General features: G+C 74.2%; 23 protein-coding genes. 20 read left to right on the forward strand and 3 right to left on the reverse strand.

All coding sequences use genetic code 11. The annotated features are described in order from the left end of the window. The first annotated feature begins 75 nt into the window (after positions 1 to 75). The 20 genes from NP075_RS09315 to NP075_RS09410 all read left to right on the forward strand — a co-directional run bounded on the left by NP075_RS09315 (position 76) and on the right by NP075_RS09410 (position 21,075). Complete coding sequence (locus tag NP075_RS09315; RefSeq protein WP_227562924.1) at positions 76 to 2,145, forward strand: NAD(+) synthase; 2,070 nt, start codon at positions 76 to 78, stop codon at positions 2,143 to 2,145. Between the two features lie 134 nt (positions 2,146 to 2,279). Beyond that, entirely contained in the window at positions 2,280 to 4,292 is a 2,013-nt protein-coding gene (thrS, locus tag NP075_RS09320; RefSeq protein ID WP_227562925.1) for a threonine--tRNA ligase, read from the forward strand. Between the two features lie 3 nt (positions 4,293 to 4,295). Continuing rightward, complete coding sequence (locus NP075_RS09325) at positions 4,296 to 4,880, forward strand: HIT family protein (protein ID WP_227562926.1); 585 nt, start codon at positions 4,296 to 4,298, stop codon at positions 4,878 to 4,880. Continuing rightward, positions 4,874 to 5,485, forward strand: coding sequence for a phosphatidylinositol phosphate synthase (gene pgsA, locus NP075_RS09330; RefSeq protein WP_227562927.1), 612 nt, complete (start codon positions 4,874 to 4,876; stop codon positions 5,483 to 5,485). The genes NP075_RS09325 and pgsA overlap by 7 nt, the downstream gene beginning before the upstream one ends. Continuing rightward, positions 5,485 to 6,486, forward strand: coding sequence for a phosphatidylinositol mannoside acyltransferase (locus tag NP075_RS09335; protein WP_227562928.1), 1,002 nt, complete (start codon positions 5,485 to 5,487; stop codon positions 6,484 to 6,486). Before pgsA ends, NP075_RS09335 begins: the two co-directional genes overlap by 1 nt. A gap of 14 nt (positions 6,487 to 6,500) precedes the next feature. After that, a complete protein-coding gene (locus NP075_RS09340) occupies positions 6,501 to 7,688 on the forward strand; it encodes a glycosyltransferase family 4 protein (RefSeq protein ID WP_227563213.1) in 1,188 nt (395 codons plus the stop codon). Next, on the forward strand, positions 7,685 to 8,368 hold the full coding sequence (locus tag NP075_RS09345) for a hypothetical protein (RefSeq protein ID WP_227562929.1): 684 nt from the start codon (positions 7,685 to 7,687) through the stop codon (positions 8,366 to 8,368). Before NP075_RS09340 ends, NP075_RS09345 begins: the two co-directional genes overlap by 4 nt. A 161-nt stretch (positions 8,369 to 8,529) precedes the next feature. Continuing rightward, on the forward strand, positions 8,530 to 9,438 hold the full coding sequence (pdxS, locus tag NP075_RS09350) for a pyridoxal 5'-phosphate synthase lyase subunit PdxS (protein ID WP_227562930.1): 909 nt from the start codon (positions 8,530 to 8,532) through the stop codon (positions 9,436 to 9,438). Next, on the forward strand, positions 9,435 to 9,992 hold the full coding sequence (locus NP075_RS09355) for an NUDIX hydrolase (RefSeq protein ID WP_256791785.1): 558 nt from the start codon (positions 9,435 to 9,437) through the stop codon (positions 9,990 to 9,992). Before pdxS ends, NP075_RS09355 begins: the two co-directional genes overlap by 4 nt. A gap of 470 nt (positions 9,993 to 10,462) precedes the next feature. Beyond that, entirely contained in the window at positions 10,463 to 10,636 is a 174-nt protein-coding gene (locus tag NP075_RS09360) for a hypothetical protein (protein ID WP_227562931.1), read from the forward strand. Between the two features lie 11 nt (positions 10,637 to 10,647). Further along, entirely contained in the window at positions 10,648 to 11,259 is a 612-nt protein-coding gene (gene pdxT / locus NP075_RS09365) for a pyridoxal 5'-phosphate synthase glutaminase subunit PdxT (protein ID WP_227562932.1), read from the forward strand. An 89-nt stretch (positions 11,260 to 11,348) separates the two neighbouring features. Then, a complete protein-coding gene (locus tag NP075_RS09370; RefSeq protein ID WP_227562933.1) occupies positions 11,349 to 12,104 on the forward strand; it encodes a YebC/PmpR family DNA-binding transcriptional regulator in 756 nt (251 codons plus the stop codon). 88 nt (positions 12,105 to 12,192) lie between these two features. Beyond that, on the forward strand, positions 12,193 to 12,759 hold the full coding sequence (gene ruvC / locus NP075_RS09375) for a crossover junction endodeoxyribonuclease RuvC (protein ID WP_227562934.1): 567 nt from the start codon (positions 12,193 to 12,195) through the stop codon (positions 12,757 to 12,759). A gap of 76 nt (positions 12,760 to 12,835) precedes the next feature. Beyond that, positions 12,836 to 13,447: a Holliday junction branch migration protein RuvA gene (ruvA, locus tag NP075_RS09380; protein WP_227562935.1), complete on the forward strand. Its 612-nt coding sequence runs from the start codon at positions 12,836 to 12,838 to the stop codon at positions 13,445 to 13,447. Next, positions 13,440 to 14,531, forward strand: a complete 1,092-nt coding sequence (gene ruvB / locus NP075_RS09385; RefSeq protein ID WP_372456667.1) for a Holliday junction branch migration DNA helicase RuvB — start codon at positions 13,440 to 13,442, stop codon at positions 14,529 to 14,531. Before ruvA ends, ruvB begins: the two co-directional genes overlap by 8 nt. 119 nt (positions 14,532 to 14,650) lie before the next feature. Then, the gene (gene yajC, locus NP075_RS09390; protein ID WP_227562936.1) at positions 14,651 to 15,037 is read left to right on the forward strand and encodes a preprotein translocase subunit YajC; all 387 of its coding nucleotides are present in this window, start codon (positions 14,651 to 14,653) and stop codon (positions 15,035 to 15,037) included. A 141-nt stretch (positions 15,038 to 15,178) separates the two neighbouring features. Further along, positions 15,179 to 16,900: a protein translocase subunit SecD gene (gene secD / locus NP075_RS09395; protein ID WP_227562937.1), complete on the forward strand. Its 1,722-nt coding sequence runs from the start codon at positions 15,179 to 15,181 to the stop codon at positions 16,898 to 16,900. After that, positions 16,900 to 17,988, forward strand: a complete 1,089-nt coding sequence (secF, locus tag NP075_RS09400) for a protein translocase subunit SecF (RefSeq protein WP_227562938.1) — start codon at positions 16,900 to 16,902, stop codon at positions 17,986 to 17,988. The genes secD and secF overlap by 1 nt, the downstream gene beginning before the upstream one ends. After that, positions 17,985 to 18,563 carry an adenine phosphoribosyltransferase gene (locus tag NP075_RS09405; RefSeq protein WP_227562939.1) on the forward strand — a complete coding sequence of 193 codons (579 nt, stop codon included), beginning with the start codon at positions 17,985 to 17,987 and terminating at the stop codon, positions 18,561 to 18,563. The genes secF and NP075_RS09405 overlap by 4 nt, the downstream gene beginning before the upstream one ends. Before the next feature lie 106 nt (positions 18,564 to 18,669). Continuing rightward, positions 18,670 to 21,075: a RelA/SpoT family protein gene (locus NP075_RS09410; RefSeq protein ID WP_227562940.1), complete on the forward strand. Its 2,406-nt coding sequence runs from the start codon at positions 18,670 to 18,672 to the stop codon at positions 21,073 to 21,075. A 34-nt stretch (positions 21,076 to 21,109) separates the two neighbouring features. Here NP075_RS09410 and NP075_RS09415 read toward each other — a convergent pair whose 3' ends face one another. The 3 genes from NP075_RS09415 to NP075_RS09425 form a co-directional block, all read right to left on the reverse strand. Beyond that, the gene (locus NP075_RS09415; protein ID WP_227562941.1) at positions 21,110 to 21,694 is read right to left on the reverse strand and encodes a hypothetical protein; all 585 of its coding nucleotides are present in this window, start codon (positions 21,692 to 21,694) and stop codon (positions 21,110 to 21,112) included. Positions 21,695 to 21,786: 92 nt separating this feature from the next. Continuing rightward, positions 21,787 to 23,751, reverse strand: a complete 1,965-nt coding sequence (locus NP075_RS09420) for a DUF349 domain-containing protein (RefSeq protein WP_256791792.1) — start codon at positions 23,749 to 23,751, stop codon at positions 21,787 to 21,789. Then, complete coding sequence (locus tag NP075_RS09425; protein ID WP_227562943.1) at positions 23,748 to 24,527, reverse strand: peptidylprolyl isomerase; 780 nt, start codon at positions 24,525 to 24,527, stop codon at positions 23,748 to 23,750. The genes NP075_RS09420 and NP075_RS09425 overlap by 4 nt, the downstream gene beginning before the upstream one ends. Positions 24,528 to 24,692: the final 165 nt, after the last annotated feature.

Below are 24,692 nucleotides of genomic sequence, written 5' to 3' on the forward strand. Positions count from 1 at the left end.
CACGACGCCCCCGGCCACGGCCGGGGGCGTTCGTCGTCGCAGCTGGCAGTGCGCGTCGCGTGCCAGACTCGCGACGTGGACTTCCTCTCCGCCTACTCCCACGGGTTCGCCCGCGTCGCCGCGTGCACGGTGCCGGTCACGGTCGCGGACCCCGCCCGCAACGCCGCCGGCGTGATCGACGCGGCACGCGCGTGCCACGACGACGCCGTCGCCGTGGCCGTGTTCCCCGAGCTGTGCCTGTCGGGCTACGCGATCGACGACCTGTTCCTGCAGGACGCCCTCCTCGACGCCGTCCGCACGGCCCTCGAGGACGTCGTGGAGGCGTCGAGGGACCTTCGTCCCGTGCTCGTCGTCGGCGCGCCCCTCGCGCACGGCAACCGCGTGCTGAACACGGCCGTGGTCGTGCACCGCGGACGCGTCCTCGGCGTCGCGCCCAAGTCGTACCTGCCGACGTACCGCGAGTTCTACGAGCGCCGCTGGTTCGCGCCCGGGGACGACGTGCGCGGCACGGTGACGATCGCCGGGCAGGAGGCGCCGATCGGCCCCGACCTGCTGTTCGCCGCGACCGACGTGCCCGGCCTCGTGGTGCACGTCGAGGTCTGCGAGGACATGTGGGTGCCCGTGCCGCCGAGCGCCACCGCGGCGCTGGCGGGCGCGACCGTCCTGGTCAACCTGTCGTCCAGCCCTATCACGGTCGCCCGGGCCGAGGACCGGCGCCTGCTCGTGCGCTCCGCGTCCGCCCGGTGCCAGGCGGCGTACGTCTTCGCGGCCGCCGGGCTGGGCGAGTCGAGCACGGACCTGTCCTGGGACGGCCAGACCCTGCTGTACGAGCTGGGGGAGCTGCTGGCCGAGGGTGAGCGCTTCGCCGACGGGCCGGTGGTCACCGTCGCGGACGTCGACCTGGACCGGCTGCGCCAGGAGCGGCTGCGGATGGGGACGTTCGACGACAACCGGCGCGGTCTGGGTCTCGCCCCCGCGGGCGCCTCGCACCGCACGGTCCCGTTCGCGCTCGACCCGCCCACCGGTGACGTCGGGCTGCGCCGCCCGGTCGACCGGTTCCCGTTCGTCCCGGACGACCCGCAGCGGCTCGCGCTCGACTGCTACGAGGCCTACAACATCCAGGTCAGCGGGCTCGAGCAGCGCCTGCGGGCGGTCGGCGGCGCGAAGGTCGTGATCGGCGTGTCCGGCGGGCTGGACTCGACGCACGCGCTGATCGTCGCCGCGAACGCCATGGACCGCCTGGGACGCCCGCGCAGCGACATCCTCGCGTTCACCCTGCCGGGCTTCGCGACGAGCGACGCCACGCGGTCCAGCGCGGTGGCGCTCATGGAGGCGGTGGGCGCGACGGCGCAGACCATCGACATCCGGCCCGCCGCGCTGCAGATGCTCAGCGACCTGGGGCACCCCGCCGGCGCCGGCGAGGAGGTCTACGACGTCACGTTCGAGAACGTGCAGGCCGGGCTGCGCACCGACTACCTGTTCCGCGCGGCGAACCAGCGCGGCGGGATCGTGCTCGGCACCGGGGACCTCTCGGAGCTCGCGCTCGGCTGGTGCACCTACGGCGTCGGGGACCAGATGTCGCACTACGCCGTCAACGCGGGCGTGCCCAAGACGCTGATCCAGCACCTGATCCGGTGGGTCGTGTCCGAGCGGCACTTCGACGACGCGACGAACGAGGTCCTGCTGCGCGTCCTGGAGCAGGAGATCTCCCCGGAGCTGGTGCCGGCCCGTGAGGGGGAGCCGATCCAGTCGACGGAGGACACGATCGGCCCCTACGCGCTGCACGACTTCGCCCTCTACCAGGTGCTGCGGCACGGCACGCGCCCCAGCAAGGTGGCCTTCCTCGCGTGGCACGCGTGGCACGACGCGCAGGCGGGGGCGTGGCCGCCCGGCTGGCCGGACGACCGTCGCCCCGCGTACGACCTGCCGACGGTCCGCCGGTGGCTCGAGGTGTTCCTCCGCAGGTTCTTCGCGAGCCAGTTCAAGCGCTCCGCGCTCCCGAACGGCCCGAAGGTGAGCGCCGGGGGCACGATGTCGCCGCGCGGTGACTGGCGCATGCCGTCCGACGCGTCGGTCGCGGCGTGGCTCGCCGAGCTGGAGGCGCACGTCCCGCACGACCTGCCGGATCGTCGCCCCGCCCGCTGACGGGTCGCGCCCACGCCCGGCGGGTATCCGTGCGGTCCCACGTCCACCGGTCGGTAGCATCGACCACGCCCGTGTCGGCGACCGCCGACCCACCGCGACCCACGGAACGGGCAGACCCGAGGAGCTGGCGCAGCGTGCCCGAGCAGATCACCCTGACCGTCGACGGCGTCGAGACCCCGGTCGAGCAGGGCACGACGGGGACCGAGCTGTTCGCCGACCGCCGTGACGTCGTCGTCGTGCGCGTCGACGGCGAGCTGAAGGACCTCGCGCTGCCGCTGCCCGACGGCGCGGTCGTCGAGGCCGTGACCATCGGCTCCCCGGACGGGCTCGCCGTGCTGCGGCACTCGGCCGCCCACGTCCTCGCGCAGGCCGTGCAGGAGGTCAACCCGAAGGCCCGCCTCGGCATCGGCCCGCCCATCACGGACGGCTTCTACTACGACTTCGACGTCGAGACCCCGTTCACCCCGGAGGACCTCAAGGCGATCGAGAAGGTCATGGGCCGCATCGTCAAGGAGGGGCAGACCTTCCGGCGGTGGGACGTCACCGAGGCGCAGGCGCGTGAGGAGCTCGCGGGCGAGCCGTACAAGCTCGAGCTGATCGGGCTCAAGGGCGACGCCGGCGGCACCGACGGGGCATCCGTCGAGGTCGGTCTCGGCGGGCTGTCGATCTACCAGAACGTGCGCGGCGCCGGGCGCGAGACCGAGGCCGTCGTGTGGCAGGACCTGTGCCGCGGCCCGCACCTGCCCAGCACCCGGCTCATCGGCAACGGCTTCCAGCTGACCCGCTCCGCGGCCGCCTACTGGCGCGGCTCGGAGAAGAACCCGCAGCTGCAGCGCGTGTACGGCACCGCGTGGCCCACCAAGGACGAGCTCAAGGCGTACCTCGAGCGGATCGCCGAGGCCGAGCGCCGCGACCACCGCAAGCTCGGCAACGAGCTCGACCTGTTCTCGTTCCCCGAGGAGATCGGTTCCGGACTGGCGGTGTTCCACCCCAAGGGCGGGATCATCCGCATGGAGATGGAGGAGTACTCCCGCCGCCGGCACGTGCAGGCCGGCTACTCCTTCGTGAACTCGCCGCACATCACCAAGGAGCAGCTCTTCCAGATCTCCGGGCACCTGGACTGGTACGCCGACGGCATGTACCCGCCCATGCAGCTCGACGCGGAGTACCACGAGGACGGCACGGTCCGGCGCGAGGGGCAGAACTACTACCTCAAGCCGATGAACTGCCCGATGCACAACCTGATCTTCGCCTCGCGCGGACGGTCGTACCGCGAGCTGCCGCTGCGGCTCTTCGAGTTCGGCACCGTCTACCGGTACGAGAAGTCGGGCGTCGTGCACGGCATGACCCGCGCGCGCGGCTTCACCCAGGACGACGCGCACATCTACTGCACGCGCGAGCAGATGAAGGACGAGCTCACCAGCCTGCTCACCTTCGTCCTGGACCTGCTCAAGGACTACGGGCTCGACGACTTCTACCTCGAGCTGTCGACCCGTAACCCGGAGAAGTCGGTCGGCTCCGAGGAGGTCTGGGAGGAGGCGACCGAGACGCTGCGGCAGGTCGCCGAGGCGTCGGGGCTCGACCTCGTGCCCGACCCGGGCGGCGCCGCGTTCTACGGCCCGAAGATCTCCGTGCAGGCCAAGGACGCGATCGGCCGCACCTGGCAGATGTCGACCATCCAGCTCGACTTCAACCTGCCCGAGCGCTTCGAGCTCGAGTACACCGCGCCGGACGGGACCCGGCAGCGTCCCGTCATGATCCACCGCGCGCTGTTCGGGTCGATCGAGCGCTTCTTCGCGGTCCTGACCGAGCACTACGCCGGCGCGTTCCCCGCGTGGCTCGCGCCCGTGCAGGTGCTGGCCGTGCCCGTCGCCGAGCCCTTCGAGCCGTACCTGGACGAGGTCGTGTCCCGGCTGCGTGCCCAGGGGATCCGTGCCGAGGTCGACCGGTCCGACGACCGCTTCGGCAAGAAGATCCGCAACGCCTCGACGCAGAAGATCCCGTTCGTGCTCATCGCGGGCGGCGAGGACGCCGAGGCCGGTGCGGTGTCGTTCCGCTACCGCGACGGACGCCAGGACAACGGCGTGCCCGTGGACGAGGCGGTCGAGCGGATCGTCTCCGCCGTGCGCGACCGCGTCCAGGTCTGAGCCGTGGCCTCGTCCGACGACGTCGAGGTCGAGCCCGCCGCCGCCTTCGCGGGCGAGCCGGACGGGCTCGACCGGCTGTGGACGCCGCACCGCATGGTGTACATCGGCGGGCAGGACAAGCCCGCCGACGACGCTCCCGGTGACGGCTGCCCGTTCTGCCGCATCCCCACGCTGCCGGACGAGCAGGGTCTGGTCGTGCACCGCGGCGAGGTCGCGTACGTCGTGATGAACCTGTACCCGTACAACTCCGGGCACCTGCTGGTGTGCCCCTACCGCCACGTGGCCGACTACACCGAGCTCACGCCGCCGGAGGTCGCCGAGGTCGCGGCGCTCACGCGCACCGCGATGGGCGTCGTGCGCCAGGTCATGGCCCCCGACGGCTTCAACCTCGGCATGAACCAGGGGCAGGTGGCGGGCGCCGGCATCCAGGCGCACCTGCACCAGCACGTCGTGCCCCGGTGGGGCGGGGACGCGAACTTCCTGCCGATCGTGGCGCGCACGCGGGCCCTGCCCGCGCTGCTCGGGGACACACGGGCCGCCCTCGCGGGGGCGTGGCCCGGCGACGAAGGGACGGCGGACGCGTGCTGAGCCGACTGCGCAGCGCGATGACACGCCTGTGGACACCGCTCGCCGACGCGCTCCTGCGCGCGGGCGTCTCGCCGGACGCGGTGACGATCACGGGCACGCTCGTGGTCGTCGTCACCGCGCTGTGGGCGTTCCCGACGGGTCACCTGCTGCTCGGTGCCCTGGTCATCGCCGTCTTCACGCTGACCGACTCCATCGACGGCGTGATGGCCCGCCGCTCCGGGCGCAGCGGGCCCTGGGGAGCGTTCCTGGACTCGACGCTCGACCGGTTCGGCGACGGTGCGATCTTCGCGGGCCTGGTGCTCTGGTACTCCGGCGGCGGCGACTCGCGCGTCACCGCGGTGCTCGCGCTCGCGTGCCTGGTCCTCGGGTCGATCGTGCCCTACGCCCGCGCCCGTGCCGAAGGGCTGGGCATGACCGCGGCCGTCGGGATCGCGGAGCGTGCCGACCGGCTGTTCCTCGTGCTGGCCGCCGCGGTCCTGGTCGGCGCCGGCCTGCCCGACGTCGTCATGACGGTCGTCCTCGCGGTGCTGGCCGTCGCCTCCGCGGTGACCGTCGGGCAGCGGATGGCGACCGTGCGGCGCCAGGTGCAGGACGCGGCCTCGTGATGGACGTGGCGCGTGGCTACCACCTGGCCTGGCGCATCGGGCACCGGGTCCCGGGCAGCCTGGTCCGTGGGCTGACGGTCGTCGGCGCGGACGTCGCCTGGTGGCGCCGCGGCTCGGGCGTCCGTCGGCTGGAGGCCAACCTCGCGCGCGTCCGCCCCGAGCTCGACGAGCGCGGCCTGCGGAGGCTGTCGCGCGCCGGGATGCGCTCGTACATGCGGTACTTCGGCGAGGCGTTCACCCTGCGCGGCCTGAGCGCGGAGCAGCTCGCGGCCCGCGTGCGCGTCGAGGGCATGGAGAACGTCGCACCCCACGTCGAGGCCGGCCGCCAGGTCGTCATCGCGCTCGGGCACACGGGCAACTGGGACCTCGCCGGCGCCTGGGCCGCCGCGCACGTCGCCCCGGTCACCACCGTCGCCGAGCGGCTGAAGCCCGAGGAGCTGTTCGAGGAGTTCGTCGCGTTCCGCGAGAGCATCGGCCTGCGCATCATCCCGCTGACCGGGGCGGGCGACGTGTTCCGCCAGCTCGTCCGCGTGGCGCGGACGGGCCCCGGGCTGCTGCCGCTGCTCGCGGACCGGGACCTGACGTCCAAGGGCCTCGAGGTCGACATGTTCGGGCACCGTGCGCGCGTCGCCGCCGGTCCGGCCGCGCTGGCCGAGGCCACCGGTGCGCCGCTCGTGCCCGCGTCGGTGACCTACGAGCGGCTGCGGCGCGAGCGGCGCCGTGCGGCGGGTGGCCCGTGGGGCATCGTCATCCGGTTCGGTGCGCGCGTCGAGGCGCCCGCGGACCTGCCCCGCCCGGCCCGGATCGCCGCGATGACCCAGGGATGGGTCGACGCGGTGGCGGAGGAGATCCACGCCCGCCCGCAGGACTGGCACATGCTGCAGCGCGTCTTCGTCGACGACCTCGACCCCGCCCGCGACGCGGCGCGACGTGCCTCCGGCGGCGGTGCGACGGACGACCCCGCCGGTGACGACGCGCTCGACCTCGGACGCACGACGTGACCGCGGCCCGCCCGCTGCGCGTGGGCATCGTGTGCCCGTACTCCTTCGACGTGCCCGGCGGCGTGCAGTTCCACGTCCGGGACCTGGCCGAGTCGCTCATCGGGCGCGGGCACGACGTGTCCGTGCTGGCGCCCGCCGCGGACGACACACCGGTCCCGCCGTACCTGGTCGCCGCCGGTCGCGCGGTGCCGGTGCACTACAACGGCTCCGTCGCACGCCTGACGTTCGGTCCCGTGACGGCGCGGCGCGTGCGCCGCTGGCTCGCCGCCGGGCGCTTCGACGTCCTGCACCTGCACGAGCCGGTCACGCCGAGCCTCGGCATGCTGGCGCTGTGGATCGCGGACGGCCCCGTCGTCGCGACCTTCCACACCTCGATCACCCGGTCGCGCTCCCTGCAGGTCGCGTACCCGCTCGTGCGGCAGTCGCTCGAGAAGATCTCGCTGCGGATCGCCGTCTCGGAGGACGCGCGCCGCACGCTCGTCGAGCACCTGGGCGGCGACGCCGTCGTCATCCCCAACGGCGTGTGGGTCGACACGTTCGCCGACGCCGGCACCGACCCGCGCTGGACGGGGACGCCGCAGGCGCCCACGGTCGCGTTCCTCGGCCGCCTCGACGAGCCCCGCAAGGGCCTGGCGGTGCTGCTGCGCGCCGTGCCCGCCGTGCTGGACGCGTACCCGGGTGCCCGGTTCCTCGTCGCGGGCAGCGGCGAGACGGGCGAGGAGCAGGCACGTGAACTCCTGGGCGCGCGCGCCGGTGCCGTCGAGTTCCTCGGGAGCGTCAGCGAGCAGGACAAGGCGCGGCTGCTCGCGTCGGCGGACGTGTACTGCGCACCGCAGACCGGGGGCGAGAGCTTCGGCATCGTCCTCGTCGAGGCGATGAGCGCCGGCACCGCCGTGGTGGCCAGCGACCTGGGCGCGTTCGCGCGGGTGCTCGACGACGGCGACGCGGGCGTCCTGTTCCGCACCGGGGACTCCGCGGACCTCGGGGCCACCCTCGTGCGCGTGCTCGCGGACGACGCGCTGCGGGCGCGGGTGAGCGCGCGGGCGTCGCACGTCGTGGGCCGGTACGACTGGTCGGCGGTGACCGACCAGGTGCTCGCGGTGTACGAGATGGCCGTGGCGGGCCGCGACGCACCGGTCGGCGAGGACCCGTCGTCGCTGCGCGGTACGCGACTGCTCGAGCTGCGCCGGGGCCGGTCGTGACCGGCTGGCAGGACGGCACGGTCGTCCTGGTCGTCGTCGCGGTGCTCGCGCTGCTCACGTGGCTGGTGTGGGTGCAGGCCAACCGCCTGGACCGGCTGCACCGCAAGGTGGCGGCGTCGCGCGCCGTCGTCGACGCCCAGCTGGTGCGGCGCGCGACCGTCGCGGCGGAGCTCGCGACGAGCGGGCTGCTCGACCCCGCCAGCTCGGTCGTCGTGGGGGAGGCGGCGTGGGAGTCGCTGGCCGCCAACGGCGCGGGCGACGTGCCGAAGGGCCTGCTGCCCGACGACCTGCGCGAGCTGCTGGGCCCGGCCGCGACGGCCCCGGCCCCGCTCGAGCGCGGCCAGGTCGAGAGCGACCTCACGTGGACCCTGCGGGAGATCCTCGACGACGCCGAGGAGGTCGAGACGCTCGCGTCCGATCCCGTCGGCGGGCAGCTGCTCGACGCGCTGGCGGCGGCCTGGTACCGCGTGCAGCTCGCCCGGCGCTTCCACAACGAGGCGGTCGCGCAGACGCAGCGCGTGCGGCGGGCAGGCCTGGTGCGGGTGCTCCGGCTCGCCGGGCACGCGCCCGAGCCGCAGACCCTCGAGCTCGACGACGCCTGGCCCCAGGGCCTGGCGCGCCCGGGCGAGGGAACCGTCGCGCGCCCCGCGCGCCCCGACGTGCCCGGTGGCACCGTCTGAGGCACGTGTCCGCGTGCCGGGCGCCAGGGAACGGGCGGACGGCGACGACCTAGGATGGCCGTTGCCCCGACCACGGGGGCCGGCGCCACGTGTCCTGCCCCTCGCGGGCGGGACGCGGACGGACGCCGGGCGTCCCGCACCACGGATCGAAGAGGTCTGACGTGATCGAGAACCCCCAGCCCGCCGCCGGTGAGGTCGGAACCGCGCGCGTCAAGCGTGGCATGGCCGAGATGCTCAAGGGCGGCGTCATCATGGACGTCGTCACCCCCGAGCAGGCGAAGATCGCCGAGGACGCCGGAGCGGTGGCCGTCATGGCGCTCGAGCGCGTCCCCGCGGACATCCGCGCGCAGGGCGGCGTCGCGCGCATGAGCGACCCCGACCTGATCGACGGCATCATCTCGACGGTGTCCATCCCCGTGATGGCCAAGGCCCGCATCGGCCACTTCGTCGAGGCGCAGGTGCTGCAGGCCCTGGGCGTCGACTACGTCGACGAGTCCGAGGTGCTCACACCCGCCGACTACGCCCACCACATCGACAAGTGGGCGTTCACGGTGCCGTTCGTCTGCGGGGCCACCAACCTGGGCGAGGCGCTGCGTCGCATCACCGAGGGTGCCGCGATGATCCGCTCGAAGGGCGAGGCGGGGACGGGCGACGTGTCCAACGCGACGACCCACATGCGCACCCTGCGCGACGAGATCCGCCGCCTGACGACGCTCCCCGAGGACGAGCTGTACCTCGCGGCGAAGGAGCTGCAGGCGCCGTACGAGCTCGTCAAGGAGGTCGCGACGGCCGGACGGCTCCCCGTGGTGCTCTTCACGGCGGGCGGCATCGCGACGCCGGCCGACGCCGCGATGATGATGCAGCTCGGTGCCGAGGGCGTGTTCGTCGGCTCCGGCATCTTCAAGGCGGGCAACCCCGCCGAGCGTGCCGCCGCGATCGTCAAGGCCACGACGTTCTACGACGACCCGGACGTCATCGCCAAGGTCTCGCGCGGGCTGGGCGAGGCGATGGTCGGCATCAACGTCGACGACGTGCCGGTGCCGCACCGCCTCGCCGAGCGGGGCTGGTGAGCACGCCCGACCCCCAGGTCACCGGGGCCGTCTTCGGCCCGGAGTGGGTCCCCGGGCCCGACGGGATGCTGCGACGTCGCGCCGCGCGCGTGATCCTGCTCGACGAGCACGACCGCGTGCTGCTCGTGCGCGGTCACGACGTCGACGCGCCGGACCGTTCGTGGTGGTTCACGGTCGGCGGCGGGATCGACGCGGGCGAGGACGCGCGCACCGCCGCGGTGCGCGAGGTGCGCGAGGAGACCGGCATCGTGCTGGCCCCGGACGACCTGGTCGGCCCGGTGTACACGCGGTGCGCGCTCTTCGACTTCGCGGCACGTACGTGCCGGCAGGACGAGGAGCTCTTCGTCGCCCGCGTGCGCAGCACGGACCTGGCGCTGAGCGCGGACGGCTGGACCGACGTCGAGCGGGACGTCCTGGACGAGCTGGTCTGGTGGGACCTCGACGACCTGTCCCGCGTGACGATTGAGGTCTTCCCGGCGGGCCTCGCCGGCCTCGTGCGGGACGTGCTGGTGTGGGACGGGACGACGCGGCACCTGGGGCTGGCGCGGGAGTGACCCGCCGGGTCGGGCGCGTCGGCGACCGCCGCCGCGCGCGTACCGGTCGGTGACCTCGCGGTCACGTGAGCCGTCTGGCGTCCGTCCCGTGCCGCGTGCCGCCGTGTCCTCGCCCGTCGCCCGGATCCCGCGCTCCGGCGTCCGCACCCTCATGGACCTCGCGCTGCGCGACCCCCGGGCGATCCACCTCGAGATCGGGGAGCCCGACGCCGTGCCGGCGGACCACGTCGTCGAGGCCGTCGCCGCCGCGGCGCGCGACGGCAGGACGGGCTACACGTCGAGCACCGGCCTGATGGCCCTGCGCGCCGCCGCGGCGGAGCGCGTCTCGCGCACGCACGGGCGGGTCACGCGGGCCGACGAGGTCGTGGTGACCCACGGCGCCATGCACGGACTGGCCAGGGCGATGGCGACCCTGCTCGCCGCCGGCGACGACCGAGGCGTTCGCCCGGCGGCTGCTCACGACGCGCCACGTGGCCGTCGCACCCGGCTCCATGTTCGGCGAGGCCGCCGCCGGCATGGTGCGCGTCTCGCTCGCGGCACCGCGCGACCTGCTGCTCGACGGGCTCGCGCGGCGCGCCGACGAGGTCGCGGACACGCCCGACGACGCCTGGACGCGCACCGCGGCGGTCCCCGTCGGCACCTAAGATCGGCGCCCGTGAGACCCACGATCGGTGTCCTGGCCCTGCAGGGCGACGTGCGCGAGCACGTGGCCGTGCTGCACGCGCTCGGCGTCGGCGCGGTGGGCGTGCGGCGCCGCTCCGAGCTCGACGCCGTCGACGCGCTCGTCCTGCCCGGCGGGGAGTCGACGACGATCGACAAGCTGCTGCGCGCGTTCGAGCTCGACGAGCCCGTGCGCGAGCGGCTGCGCGCCGGCATGCCCGCCTACGGCTCGTGCGCGGGCATGATCCTGCTCGCCGACCGCATCATCGGCGGCATCGACGGGCAGCGCACGCTCGGTGGCGTCGACATCACGGTGCGTCGCAACGCGTTCGGCCGGCAGGTCGACTCGTTCGAGACCGACCTGGTCATCGACGGCGTCGAGGACAGCGCGGCGGACCCGGTGCACGCGGTGTTCATCCGGGCGCCGTGGGTGGAGCAGGTCGGGCCTGCGGCGAGCGTCGTGGGGCGCGTCGCGGACGGGCCGGCCGCCGGTAGGATCGTGGCGGTGCGCCAGGGCCCGCTGCTCGTCACCTCGTTCCATCCCGAGGTGACCGGGGATCCGCGGGTGCACCGACTGTTCGTGCAGATCGTCCGCGACAGCCTGTGACGTCGCGGGGTTCCCGGCCGGTCCGGCGTCGGACCGTGCCGCGGGGGAGCGACGCGGGCGGACCAGCGGAGACGAAGGGGTAGCGAGTCATGTCGGGTCACTCCAAGTGGGCCACCACGAAGCACAAGAAGGCCGTCATCGACGCGAAGCGCGGCAAGCTGTTCGCCAAGCTCGTCAAGAACGTCGAGGTGGCCGCCCGCACGGGCGGCGGTGACCCCGCCGGCAACCCGACGCTGTTCGACGCCATCCAGAAGGCGAAGAAGTCGTCGGTCCCGAACGACAACATCGACCGCGCCGTCAAGCGCGGCTCCGGCCAGGAGGCCGGCGGTGCCGACTACCAGTCGATCACCTACGAGGGCTACGGCCCCGGCGGTGTCGCGGTGCTCGTCGAGTGCCTGACGGACAACCGCAACCGGGCCGCGTCCGACGTGCGGGTCGCGTTCACGCGCAACGGCGGCCAGATGGCCGACCCCGGCTCCGTCGCGTACATCTTCAGCCGCAAGGGCGTCGTCATGGTCCCCAAGGAGGGCACCGACGAGGACGCCGTCATGGAGGCGGTCCTCGAGGCGGGCGGCGAGGAGGTCAACGACCTCGGCGAGTCGTTCGAGGTCCTCAGCGAGGCGACGGACCTCGTCCAGGTGCGCACGTCGCTGCAGGACGCCGGGATCGACTACGACTCGGCCGACGTCGTGTGGTGGCCGTCCACGCAGATCGAGGTCGACGCCGACGGCGCCCGCAAGATCCTGCGGCTCATCGACGCGCTCGAGGACTCCGACGACGTCCAGAACGTGTACGCGAACTTCGACGCGTCCGACGAGGTCATGGCCGAGCTCGACGCGGAGTGACGCACGGCACGGGCCGTCCGGGCCGTCCGGGCCCCGCCACCGGTGTGGCGGGGCCCGCGCCGCGTCCGGGGCCTGCGACCATGGCGCCGTGCGCGTGCTCGGAGTGGACCCCGGCCTGACCCGGTGCGGCCTCGGTGTCGTGGACTCCCTGCCGGGCCGGCGGGCCGCCCTCGTGCACGTGTCCGTCGCCCGGTCGGAGGCCGGTCTGGGCGTCGACCAGCGGCTGCTCGTCATCGAGCGGGCACTCGAGGAGTGCATCGAGGAGCACGCGCCGGACGCGGTGGCCGTCGAGCGGGTCTTCGCGCAGCAGAACGTCAGCACCGTGATGGGCACCGCGCAGGTCGCGGGTCTCGCGATGGTGGCCGCCGCCCGGCGCCGCATCCCCGTCGCGCTGCACACGCCGAGCGAGGTCAAGGCTGCGGTGACCGGCTCCGGCCGCGCCGACAAGGCGCAGGTCCAGACGATGGTCGCCCGGCTCCTCGGTCTGGCGGAGCTGCCGCGGCCCGCCGACGCCGCGGACGCGCTCGCGCTCGCCATCTGCCACCTCTGGCGGCCCGCGGGCACGCTCGGCGCACCGCAGCGGGAGCCCGGCGCCCTGACCACGGCGCAGCAGCAGTGGGCCGCCGCCGAGCAGGCGGCGCGGCGGCGCGCGTGACCACCGAGCGTGTCGTTCGTACACGTGTTCGTGTCGTGTGGCAGAGTGTGGCGGTCGGCGACGGGAGGAGCACGCGGTGATCGCGTCGGTGCACGGCACGGTGCTGGCGGTACGGCTGGACGCCGCCGTCCTGGAGGTCGGAGGGGTCGGTCTGCTCGTACAGGCGACGCCGGCCACGCTGGCGGGCCTGCGCGTGGGCCAGCCGGGACGGCTGTTCACGTCGCTGGTCGTGCGCGAGGACTCGCTGACCCTGTTCGGGTTCGCGGAGGACGACGAGCGCGACGTCTTCGAGACCCTGCAGACCGTCTCGGGCGTCGGGCCCCGTCTGGCGCTCGCGATGCTCGCGGTGCACACGCCCGACGGGCTGCGCCGCGCCGTCGCCACCGAGGACCTGGCGGCCCTCGTGCGCGTGCCCGGCATCGGGCGCAAGGGCGCGCAGCGCATCGTCCTGGAGCTGGGGGAGCGGCTCGGTGCGCCGTCGCCCGCGCCCGGAGCGGCCGGCGTGCCGCTCCCTGCCGACCACCGCGTGCAGGTCGTCGAGGCGCTCGTGGGTCTGGGGTGGCCGCTGCGGGCCGCCGAGGACGCCGTCACCTCGGTGCTGGACGGTACGCCGGACCCCGTCGGCGCCGACGAGGTGCCCGGCGTGCTGCGTGCCGCGCTGCGCTCGCTGGGCAGCGCCCGTGCGTGAGGTCGACCCGCCGCGCGTCGAGGTCGGGCTCGACCCCGACGACGCGGGCGACGACGCGCGCTTCGCTGCGGACTCGCTGGTCCGGCCCGCGGCGGACGAGCCGGAGCGCGTCGCCGAGGCGGCGCTGCGCCCGCGGCGGCTCGACGAGTTCGTCGGGCAGCGGGTCGTGCGCGACCAGCTCTCGCTCGTGCTGCAGGCGGCACTCGGCCGCGGCCGGGCGCCGGACCACGTGCTGCTGTCGGGCCCGCCCGGCCTGGGCAAGACGACGCTGGCGATGATCATCGCGGCCGAGCTCGGCGCGTCGCTGCGCATCACGAGCGGCCCGGCGATCCAGCACGCGGGCGACCTCGCCGCGGTGCTGTCCTCGCTCGAGGAGGGCGAGGTGCTGTTCCTCGACGAGATCCACCGGCTGGCACGGCCCGCCGAGGAGCTGCTCTACGTCGCGATGGAGGACTTCCGCGTCGACGTGGTCGTCGGCAAGGGCGCCGGTGCGAGCGCGATCCCCCTGACGCTGCCGCCGTTCACGGTGGTGGGCGCCACGACGCGTGCCGGGCTGCTCCCGGCCCCGCTGCGTGACCGGTTCGGCTTCACCGCGCACCTCGACTTCTACTCCGACGACGAGCTCGAACGCGTCCTCGTCCGGTCCGCGGGGCTGCTCGGCGTGGAGCTCGACGCGCGCGCCGCGGGCGAGATCGCGTCCCGCTCGCGCGGCACCCCCCGCATCGCCAACCGGCTGCTGCGCCGCGTGCGGGACTGGGCGCAGGTGCGCGGCGACGGGCGGCTCTCGCTCGACGCGGCACGCGCCGCCCTCGAGGTGTACGAGGTCGACGACCGTGGCCTGGACCGGCTGGACCGCTCCGTGCTGGACGCGCTGTGCCGGCGGTTCGGTGGCGGGCCGGTCGGCCTGACCACGCTCGCCGTCGCGGTGGGGGAGGAGCCCGAGACGGTCGAGACCGTCGCGGAGCCGTTCCTGGTCCGCGAGGGTCTCGTGGGGCGCACGCCGCGCGGCCGGGTGGCTCTGCCCCCCGCGTGGGAGCACCTCGGGCTGACGGCGCCGGCGCCCACGGGCACGCTCTTCGGCTGACGGCTCGGCGCCCTCCGAGGGCCCCGGGGAACCTTGGGAGCCGGGCGCACGTTGGAGCGACGGGCCGCGGCGCCTAGACTGCGGCAGACGTCTGACACGATGCGGAGAACCACCACCCCATGGACTACTCGTTCCTGATCATCATGCTGCTCGCCTTCGGGGCGCTGTGGTTCATGTCGAGCCGCTCGCGCAAGATGCAGCGGGAGGCCGCCGACTTCCGGACGAACCTGGCGCTGGGCGACGAGGTCATGACGGGATCCGGCCTCTTCGGCACCGTGACCGCCATCGAGGGCGACGTGATCACGCTCGAGTCGACGCCGGGGACCGAGACGCGCTGGCTGCGCGCCGCGATCGCCAAGAAGGTCGACCCGGTCGTCGTCGAGGACGAGCCGGCCGACGACACGCTCGACGGCGACGACTCCTCGGTCGTGGACGTGCCGGACGACCTGTCGTCGATGCCGCCGGAGCCGCCGGCGGTGCGTGACGAGGACCGCGACACCAAGTGACTCCCCGGCCCGGGCGACGACGCCCGGGCCTCGACCCCACCGGCCGCCCGCGGCCGGTGCGCGCACGAGAGAAGAACTCCGTTGGCCCCTCCTCCTCGCCGTCGTGAACGGCCGGTCCGCACCCTGGTGATCCTGGGGGTGATGGTCGTCGCGCTGTTCGCCTCGATCCTCGCCGGTACCCGCTGGGGAGACGCGTCGCTCACGCCGAACCTCGCGCTCGACCTCGAGGGCGGCACGCAGGTCATCCTCGAGCCGGTCCCCGAGGCCAAGGGCGACGTGACGGCGGAGACGATCAACCAGGCCATCGCGGTCATCCGCCAGCGCGTCGACGCCTCGGGCGTCGCGGAGGCGGAGATCACGAGCCAGGGCGGCGACAAGATCGTCGTCGCGCTGCCGGGCAACCCCAGCGAGGAGACCCTCGACCTGGTGCGCACGTCGGCGCAGATGGAGTTCCGGCCCGTCCTCGTCATGGGGGCGGCGGCGGCCACGCCCACCGACCCCGCCGCGGCGGCCGCGGCGGCGGCGCAGCCGACCAAGGAGGCGCCGGACGGGCCGAGCGACGTCGCGTACTACGTGACGCCCGAGGTGCAGGCCGAGTTCGACGCGCTCGACTGCACGCTGCCGGAGAACCGCACCGGTGGCGTCCCCGGCGACCCCGACGAGGCGTTCGTCGCCTGCGACCAGGAGGGTCTCGCCAAGTTCATCCTCGGACCCGTGGAGATCCCGGGCGCCGACATCAAGAGCGCGACCTCGGGCATGGGCTCCACGTCCACCGGTGCGTCGACCGGTCAGTGGGTCGTCAACCTCGAGTTCACGGGGGAGGGCACCCCGAAGTTCACCGAGGTGACCACCCGCCTCGCGAGCTCGGCCGCGCCGCTCAACCAGTTCGCGGTCGTGCTCGACGCGCTGGTGATCTCCGCGCCGTCGGTCAACGAGGTCATCCCGAACGGCCAGGCGCAGATCTCCGGCTCCTTCACGCGCGAGTCCGCCGAGACGCTGGCCAACCAGCTGAACTTCGGGTCGCTGCCGATCAGCTTCGAGGAGCAGAGCGTGCAGCAGATCTCGGCCACGCTCGGTTCCGAGCAGCTGCAGAAGGGTCTGCTCGCCGGCGTCTTCGGCCTGCTCCTCGTCGTCGTGTACTCGCTCTTCCAGTACCGCGCCCTCGGCATGGTCACCGTGGCCTCCCTCCTGGTCGCGGCCGTGGTCACCTACGGGATCATCACGTTCCTGTCGTGGGTGCAGGGCTACCGGCTCTCGCTGCCCGGCGTCGCCGGCCTGATCGTCGCCATCGGCATCACCGCGGACTCGTTCATCGTGTACTTCGAGCGCATCCGCGACGAGCTGCGCGACGGCCGGCCGCTGGGTGCCGCGATCGACAAGGGCTGGGAACGCGCCCGCCGCACGATCCTCGCCTCCGACGCCGTGAACTTCACGGCCGCCGTGGTCCTGTACCTGCTGGCCGTCGGCGGGGTGCGCGGGTTCGCGTTCACGCTCGGCCTGACGACGCTCGTCGACCTGCTCGTGGTCTTCCTCTTCACCCACCCGGTCATGGTGCTGCTGGGCCGCACGCGCTTCTTCGCCGAGGGCCACCCGGCCTCCGGCCTGGACCCGCGGCGCCTCGGCGTCGACACCGTGCGGTACGCGGGACGCGGGCGCGTCGCCGCACCCGGCCAGCAGACGAAGGGCGCGTCGCCGTCCGACGTGCGCGAGCCGGTGGCGGTCGGCTCCGGCGGCATGACCATCGCGGAGCGGCGGGCCGCCGCCCGTGCCGCCGAGGCGGCCTCGGTGCCGCCGCACGACGACCCACCCACGACCGTGACAGACGACCCCGCTGCCGGGCGTCCCGAGGGGAGCGACCGCTGATGGCCACGGGATTCGCCCAGTGGGGCAACGACCTGTACACCGGCCGGCGCTCGTACGACATCGTCGGACGACGCCGCACCTGGTACCTCATCTCGGCGATCCTCATCGCCATCTCCGCGGTCCTGCTCGTGAAGCCGGGCCTGAACCCGGGCATCGAGTTCCGCGGCGGGTCGGAGTTCGTCGTCTCCGGCGTCGACACCACCGACCAGCAGCTCGCGATCGACACGGTGCAGGCGATCGCCCCCGAGGAGAGCCCGCGCGTCACGACGGTGGGCGGCGACTCGCTCCGCATCCAGACGGCGCAGCTCACGAGCGACGAGGTCGAGGAGGTCACGGGCAGCCTCGCCGCCGCGTTCGACGTGGACGGGTCGCAGATCACCAGCGCGTTCATCGGGCCGTCGTGGGGGCAGGACGTCTCCGAGAAGGCCGTGACGGGACTCCTCGTCTTCCTGGTGTTCGTCTCGCTCGTGATGACGGTCTACTTCCGCAACTGGCGGATGGCCGCGGCCGCGATCCTCGCGCTGTTCCACGACCTGATCATCACCGTCGGCGTGTACGCGGCCGTCGGGTGGGAGGTCACCCCGGCCACCGTCATCGGGTTCCTGACGATCCTCGGGTACTCGATCTACGACACGGTCGTCGTCTTCGACAAGGTGCGCGAGAACACGGCCGACACCCTCGAGCAGACGCGCTTCACGTACGCGGAGAAGGCCAACCTGGCCGTCAACCAGACCCTCGTGCGGTCGATCAACACGTCCGTGGTCGCGCTGCTGCCCGTCACGTCGATCCTCGTGGTCGGTGCGTTCATCCTCGGCGCCGGCACGCTGCGCGACATCGCGCTGGCGCTCTTCGTCGGCATGTTCGTCGGCACGTTCTCCTCGATCTTCATCGCGACGCCTCTCGAGGTGACGCTGCGCGAGCGCGAGCCGCGCATCCGGGAGCACACCGCGAAGGTGCTCGCCGCGCGTGCGGGCACCGCGGTCGACGGCGCGCCGGTCCCCGCGGGTTCCGTGGCGCGTGCCGCGGCGGCCCTGCGGCCGGGTGGGCACCTGGGCCAGGGCGCACAGCCCCGGCGCAAGGGCCGATGAACGCGGTCCCGGACGGGTCGGGCGTGCTGCCCGGCCCGTCGGCCGGGCGCGCGGAGCTCGCGCGCCGCATCGACGCGCTGCTGCGCACGGTGCCGGACTACCCGGAGCCCGGGGTCCTGTTCCGCGACATCATGCCGCTGCTGGCGGATCCGGACGCGTTCGCGGAGGTCGTGGCGACCTTCGCGACCGACGTCCCGGGCCCGGTGGACCTGGTCGCGGGCATGGAGGCCCGCGGCTTCCTGCTCGCGGCGCCGGTCGCGATCGCGCTCGGCGCCGGCGTCGTCCCCGTCCGCAAGGCCGGCAAGCTCCCCGGGCCGGTCGCCACGCAGTCGTACGCGCTGGAGTACGGGTCGGCGGCCGTCGAGATCCAGCCGTCCACGATCCCCGACGGTGCGCGCGTCCTCGTCATCGACGACGTGCTGGCCACGGGCGGGACGGCGGCCGCGACGGTCGAGCTGCTCGAGACCTGCGGGGCCACGGTCGTCGGGCTGGCGTTCCTCGTCGAGCTCGAGGCGCTCGGGGGACGCGCGATGCTGCCGGGGCGGTTCGTCGACTCGCTCCTCACCCTTCCCTGACGCCGGGCCGCGGGGTGCGCCGGGTGGCCCGCCGGTGGCCACCGGTGCAGGTCGCGGCGTGCGGCGGTCGTAGACTCGTCCGGACCACCGGAGGGGGCGAGAGCTGATGACCGACACGACCGGTACCGGGGCGGAGGCGACGACCGCACCCGTGCCCGCGGTTCCGGCGGGTGCGCCCTCGGCCGCCCTGCCGCCGGACGCCGCGCCGCCGGGCCCGGTCACCCCCGTGGCCCCCGAGAGCGAGCCTGCCGCGTCGACGGGCCGGGTGCGGGCGCGCCTCGCGCGCCTGTCCGGCCGCTCGGGCACTGCCTACCCGGCCCTCGAGCCCGTGCTGCACGCCGTGCGCACGAACCACCCGAAGGCCGACCTGTCGGTGATCGAGCAGGCGTACGTCGTCGCCGAGCACGCGCACCGGGGTCAGCTGCGCAAGAGCGGCGACCCGTACATCACCCACCCCGTCGCGGTCGCGACGATCCTCGCCGAGCTCGGCATGACGCCGTCGACGATCGTCGCCGCGCTGCTGCACGACACGGTCGAGGACACGGAGTACTCGCTCGACCAGCTGCGCCGTGACTTCGGGCCCGAGGTCGCGATGCTGGTCGACGGCGTGACGAAGCTCGACAAGGTCGCGTACGGGGACGCCGCGCAGGCCGAGACCGTCCGCAAGATGGTCGTGGCGATGTCCCGGGACATCCGCGTCCTCGTCATCAAGCTCGCCGACCGCCTCCACAACGCCCGCACCTGGAAGTTCGTCTCGGCGGCGTCCGCCGAGAAGAAGGCGCGCGAGACGCTCGAGATCTACGCGCCCCTGGCCCACCGCCTCGGCATGAACACCATCAAGTGGGAGCTCGAGGACCTGTCGTTCGCGACGCTGTACCCGAAGGTCTACGACGAGATCGTCCACCTCGTCGCCGAGCGCGCCCCCGCGCGCGAGGAGTACCTGGCGACGGTGCGCGAGCAGGTCGGCGCCGACCTGCGCCAGGCGAAGATCAAGGCGACGGTCTCCGGGCGGCCGAAGCACTACTACTCGATCTACCAGAAGATGATCGTGCGCGGCCGCGACTTCGCGGACATCTACGACCTCGTGGGCGTGCGCGTCCTCGTGGACACCGTGCGCGACTGCTACGCGGCGCTCGGTGCGCTGCACGCGCGGTGGAACCCGGTCCCCGGCCGGTTCAAGGACTACATCGCGATGCCGAAGTTCAACCTGTACCAGTCGCTGCACACCACCGTGATCGGGCCCGGTGGCAAGCCCGTCGAGATCCAGATCCGCACGCACGACATGCACCGGCGTGCCGAGTACGGCGTGGCGGCGCACTGGAAGTACAAGGAGACCGCGAAGAACGGCCCGCAGGACGCCGCCGGCAACGACATGACCTGGCTGCGCCAGCTGGTCGACTGGCAGCGCGAGACCGCGGACCCGGCGGAGTTCCTCGACCTCCTGCGTGACGAGATCGCCGGGGCCGAGGTCTACGTCTTCACCCCCAAGGGCGACGTCCAGGCCCTGCCGGCGGGATCCACACCCGTCGACTTCGCGTACGCGGTGCACACCGAGGTCGGCCACCGCACGATGGGTGCGCGCGTCAACGGCCGGCTCGTCCCGCTCGACTCCACGCTCGAGAACGGCGACGTCGTCGAGGTCTTCACCTCGAAGTCCGAGACGGCCGGCCCGAGCCGGGACTGGCTCGCGTTCGTCAAGAGCCCGCGTGCGCGCAACAAGATCCGGCAGTGGTTCACCAAGGAGCGCCGCGAGGAGGCGATCGAGCACGGCAAGGACGCGATCGCCAAGGCGATGCGCAAGCAGAACCTGCCGATCCAGCGCCTGATGTCGCACGAGGCGCTCGTGGCGCTGGCGCACGAGATGCGCTTCGCGGACGTGTCGGCGCTGTACGCCGCCGTCGGCGAGGGGCAGGCGTCGGCGACCTCCGTGGTCCAGCGCCTGGTGCACTCGCTCGGCGGGGAGCCGGCGCAGGAGGAGGACCTGGCGGAGGCGGCGCGGCCCGGCATCTCCGGGCGGCGTGTGCGCACGGGTGACCCGGGTGTCGTGGTCAAGGGCGTCGACGACGTGTGGGTGAAGCTCGCCAAGTGCTGCACCCCGGTGCCCGGGGACGAGATCGTCGGGTTCGTGACGCGTGGCGCCGGCGTCTCGGTCCACCGCACGGACTGCATCAACGTCGAGGCCTTGCGCCGGCAGCCCGAGCGGATCGTCGACGTCGAGTGGACGCACACCAGCTCCCAGCTGTTCCTCGTGCAGATCCAGGTCGAGGCGCTGGACCGCAGCCGCCTGCTCTCGGACGTCACGCGCGTGCTGTCGGACCACCACGTGAACATCCTGTCGGCGTCGGTCTCGACGTCGCGCGACCGCGTCGCGCTGTCCCGGTTCGTCTTCGAGATGGCCGAGCCGTCGCACCTCGCGTCCGTGCTGGCCGCGGTGCGCAAGGTCGAGGGCGTCTTCGACGTCTACCGCATCACGGGCTCGCGCGGTGCCGAGGAGCCCGCGGTCCGGGTCTGACGGATCGCCGCCGCGCCGCGACCTCCGGTCGGTGTCACACCTGCGCGAGCGTGCGACGTGCGGTGCGGACCCCTCGGCCGCCGGTGTGCGTCGCGAGCCGACCGAGCGCCTCGTCGGGCCGCAGCCCTGCGGGGACGAGCGCGCGCAGCGCGGGGAGCGCACGGTCCGCGGGCACCCACCGGGCGACGTCCAGGGCCGTGCGCAGCACCGTGGTGACCGCGACCCCGCCCCACGACTGCACGTCGCCCTCGGCGAGGTCGGCCTCCGCGGTGAGGCGGTCGGGGTGCGGGTCGGGGCGACGTGCGCCGGACCTGACGAGCACGGTCACGCGGTGCGGCGGCGGGCCGCCGGTGTGGACCCACGCGGCCGCGAGCTGCCCGACGACGCCCCGGCCGGGGACGAGCGCGGCGAACGCCTGCGCCCGCACGGCGGGGCCCTCGTCGACCGTCACGAGCCGGGACACGTCGCGCCACAGCGGCACGAGGACGCCGTCGAGGTGGAGCCCCGTCCACGTCGAGGCCGGCACGTCGGTCCGGGCCACGACGGCCGCGGGCGGGCCGGGGGCGGGCGGCCGGAGGCGCTGCAGCGCCGCGGGCGTCGCGCAGCGGGGGACGGTCACGGACGTCAGGATGCCCGCCCGCTCCACCTCGCGGGGGAGCGGACGGGCATCCTGTGGACAGCACGCGGCGCGCACCGGGCGCCGCAGCACGGTCAGCCGCGGGCGTCCTGCGCGGCCCGCTGCACCTGCTCGAGCCAGGCCCGACGCGCGTCGAGCGCGGCCTGCGCCTCCTTCACACGACGCTGGTCACCTGCGGCGCGGGCCGACTCGAGGTCGGCCTCGAGGCCTGCGATGGCCTGCTCCAGCTGCGCGGCCGCGCCCTCGGCGCGGGCACGCGTCTCCGGGTTGCTGCGGCGCCACTGGGCGGAGTCCGCCTCGCGCACGGCCGTCTCGACGGCCCGCATCCGGCCCTCGACGCGCTGCACGTCGGCGCGCGGCACCTTGCCGGCGGCGTCCCAGCGGTCCTGGAGCGAGCGCAGCGCGGCCTTCGCCGCGCCGAGGTCACGGATCGGCAGGAGCGCCTCCGCCTCGGCGAGCAGCGCCTCCTTGACCTCCAGGTTGGCGCGGAACTCGGCGTCGACGGCCTGGTTCGCGGCGTCCCGGGCAGCGAAGAAGGTGTCCTGCGCCGTGCGGAACCGGGTCCACAGCGCGTCGTCCACCTGGCGGTTGGCCCGCCCGGCGGACTTCCAGCGCGTCATCAGGTCGCGGAACGCCGCCGACGTGGCGCCCCAGTCGGTGCTCGACGCGAGCGCCTCGGCCTCGGCGACGAGCTGCTCCTTGACGGTGCGTGCCTCGGAGTTGCGGGCCTCGAGCTCGGCGAAGAAGTGCCGACGCTCGCGGTCGAACGTGGTCCGGGCGTGGCTGAACCGCTTCCAGAGCGACTCCTCGGTCGGCCGGTCGATGCGCGGGCCGGACCGCTGGGCGTCCTTCCACTGCTCCAGCAGGGTGCGCAGCTGCTCACCCGCAGGGCGCCACTGGATACGCGACGGGTCGGTCGCCGCGATCTTCTCGGCCTGCTCGACGATCTGCGTGCGTGCCGCGACGGCGGCCTCGCGTGCGGCGGCACGCTCGGCGTCCGCCTTCGCGCGACGCTCGGCGGCACGCGCGCGCAGCCCTTCGAGCCGTGCCCGCAGGGCGTCGAGGTCGCCGACCGCGGCGGGCTCGGTGAGGTCCTCGGTCAGGCGGGCGAGCGTCTGGTCGATCTCCTTGACCGACAGGTCGGTCGCCGAGAGCCGGGCGTCGAACACCGCCACCTTGGCCTGCAGGTCGAGGAACCGACGCACGTACAGGGCCAGCGCCTCGGGCGCGCTCGCGCCCGGGAACTGCCCGACGACGCGCTCACCGGCGGCCTCCACGACGTGCACGGTGCCGTCCTCGTCGACGCGGCCGAACGTGGCGGCGTGCGCCGCTGCGGCCTCCTCGTCGGGCGTCGGCACCGGGACGGGGGGCGTCGCGGACGACCCTGCGGTCGGTCGCGGCGTCGGCCGCGGGAGGGGCCGCAGGGAGGCCGGGGTGGGACGGGCGCCCTGCGCCGGACCGGGTGCGGGCGCAGGTGCGTCCGCGGCCTCGGCCGGGGCGTCCGACGCGTCGTCGGCGGTGGCCTCGGGAGCGGGTGCCCCGTCGGCCGGCGGCGTGGATGCCTCGTCGGCCACGGGAGCGGCGTCGGACGCCGCGGGTGCCTCGTCGGCCACCGGGGCCTCGTCGGTCGCGGGTGCCTCGTCGGCCACCGGGGCCTCGTCGGTCGCGGGTGCCTCGTCGGCCACCGGGCTCTCGTCGGTCGCGGGTGCCTCGTCGGCCACCGGGCTCTCGTCGGTCGCGGGTGCCTCGTCGGCCACCGGGGCTTCGTCGGTCGCGGGTGCCTCGTCGGCCACCGGGGCTTCGTCGGTCGCGGGTGCCTCGTCGGCCACCGGGGCTTCGTCGGTCGCGGGTGCCTCGTCGGCCACCGGGGCCTCGTCCGCCACGGCTGCCTCGTCGGTGGCCGTGGCGCCCGGCGCATCGTCGTCGGCGGGCGCCACCTCGGGCGCTGCGGCGCCGGCGGGGGTGTCCGCCGCGTCGCCCGCGAGGGGGGGAGCCTGCTCGGCGTCGTCCGGGGACGACGTCGTCGGGTGCTCGGTCACTGGATCTCCACTCCCTCGATGGTGACGTCGGTGACCGGACGTTCGCTGCCGTCCTGGGTCCCCGCGTCAGCGATGGCCTTCACCACGTCCAGACCGGACGTGATGTGGCCGAACACGGTGTAGCCACCCGCCGCGTCGGACGGGATCTGCGAGTCCTCGTAGACGAGGAAGAACTGTGAGCCCATCGACTCGCCGTCGCCGCCGATTCGGGCCATGGCGATGGTGCCGGCGGGGTAGACGTCGTCGGCCGGCGCGTTCTCGATCGGACCCCAGGCGTAGCCCGGGCCGCCGGAGCCGGTGGCGGTCGGGTCGCCGCACTGCAGCACGTGGATGCCCTCGGTGACGAGCCGGTGGCAGACGGTGCCGTCGAAGTAGCCCTCACCGGCGAGCGTCACGAAGTTCGCGACGGCCTGCGGCGCCGCCGCGCCGTCGAGCTCGATGCCGACCTCGCCCGCCGACGTGGACAGCGTGCCGGACCAGGTGCGTGCCTCGGCCAGCTCGGCCTGCGGCACCACACCACCGTTGCCCGTGCGGGCCGGGTACGTGGGCAGGGGCGCGGAGGTGCCGGCCGGGTCGCTCGGCTGTGCGGCCTGCTGGTCGCGGTCCCGCGTGAGGCCGACGACGGCCACGACGCCGACACCGAGGGCGAGGACGGCCGCGATGCCGCCGGCGACCACGCGGTTGCGCCGCTGGCGGGCACGCTGCGCCTGGAGCTGACGCTCGTGCTGCTTCTCGTACCGCCGGCGCTCGTACTCGCGCTCGCGCTTCGAAGACACCGCTCTCCCCGTCTCGTCGTGCCGGCGGCGCGCCGTGCGGCACCTGCCGCACGACCACCGTCACTGTCTGCCAGCCGCCGGACACGTGCCGGACCCCGACAGTCTAGGCAAGCCGGGGACCTCGACGTGCACGGGCGGGCGCAGGGCGCGCGCGTCGCGCCGCAG

This window comes from Cellulomonas wangsupingiae (assembly GCF_024508275.1).
Classification (GTDB): domain Bacteria; phylum Actinomycetota; class Actinomycetes; order Actinomycetales; family Cellulomonadaceae; genus Cellulomonas; species Cellulomonas wangsupingiae.

Coding starts and splice junctions, on each gene's coding strand:
- NP075_RS09335 (WP_227562928.1), top strand. CDS start 5,485: ATGGACGTGGCGCGTGGCTACCACCTGGCCTGGCGCATCGGGCACCGG.
- NP075_RS09370 (WP_227562933.1), top strand. CDS start 11,349: ATGTCGGGTCACTCCAAGTGGGCCACCACGAAGCACAAGAAGGCCGTC.
- yajC (WP_227562936.1), top strand. CDS start 14,651: ATGGACTACTCGTTCCTGATCATCATGCTGCTCGCCTTCGGGGCGCTG.
- secD (WP_227562937.1), top strand. CDS start 15,179: ATGGTCGTCGCGCTGTTCGCCTCGATCCTCGCCGGTACCCGCTGGGGA.
- secF (WP_227562938.1), top strand. CDS start 16,900: ATGGCCACGGGATTCGCCCAGTGGGGCAACGACCTGTACACCGGCCGG.
- NP075_RS09405 (WP_227562939.1), top strand. CDS start 17,985: ATGAACGCGGTCCCGGACGGGTCGGGCGTGCTGCCCGGCCCGTCGGCC.
- NP075_RS09410 (WP_227562940.1), top strand. CDS start 18,670: ATGACCGACACGACCGGTACCGGGGCGGAGGCGACGACCGCACCCGTG.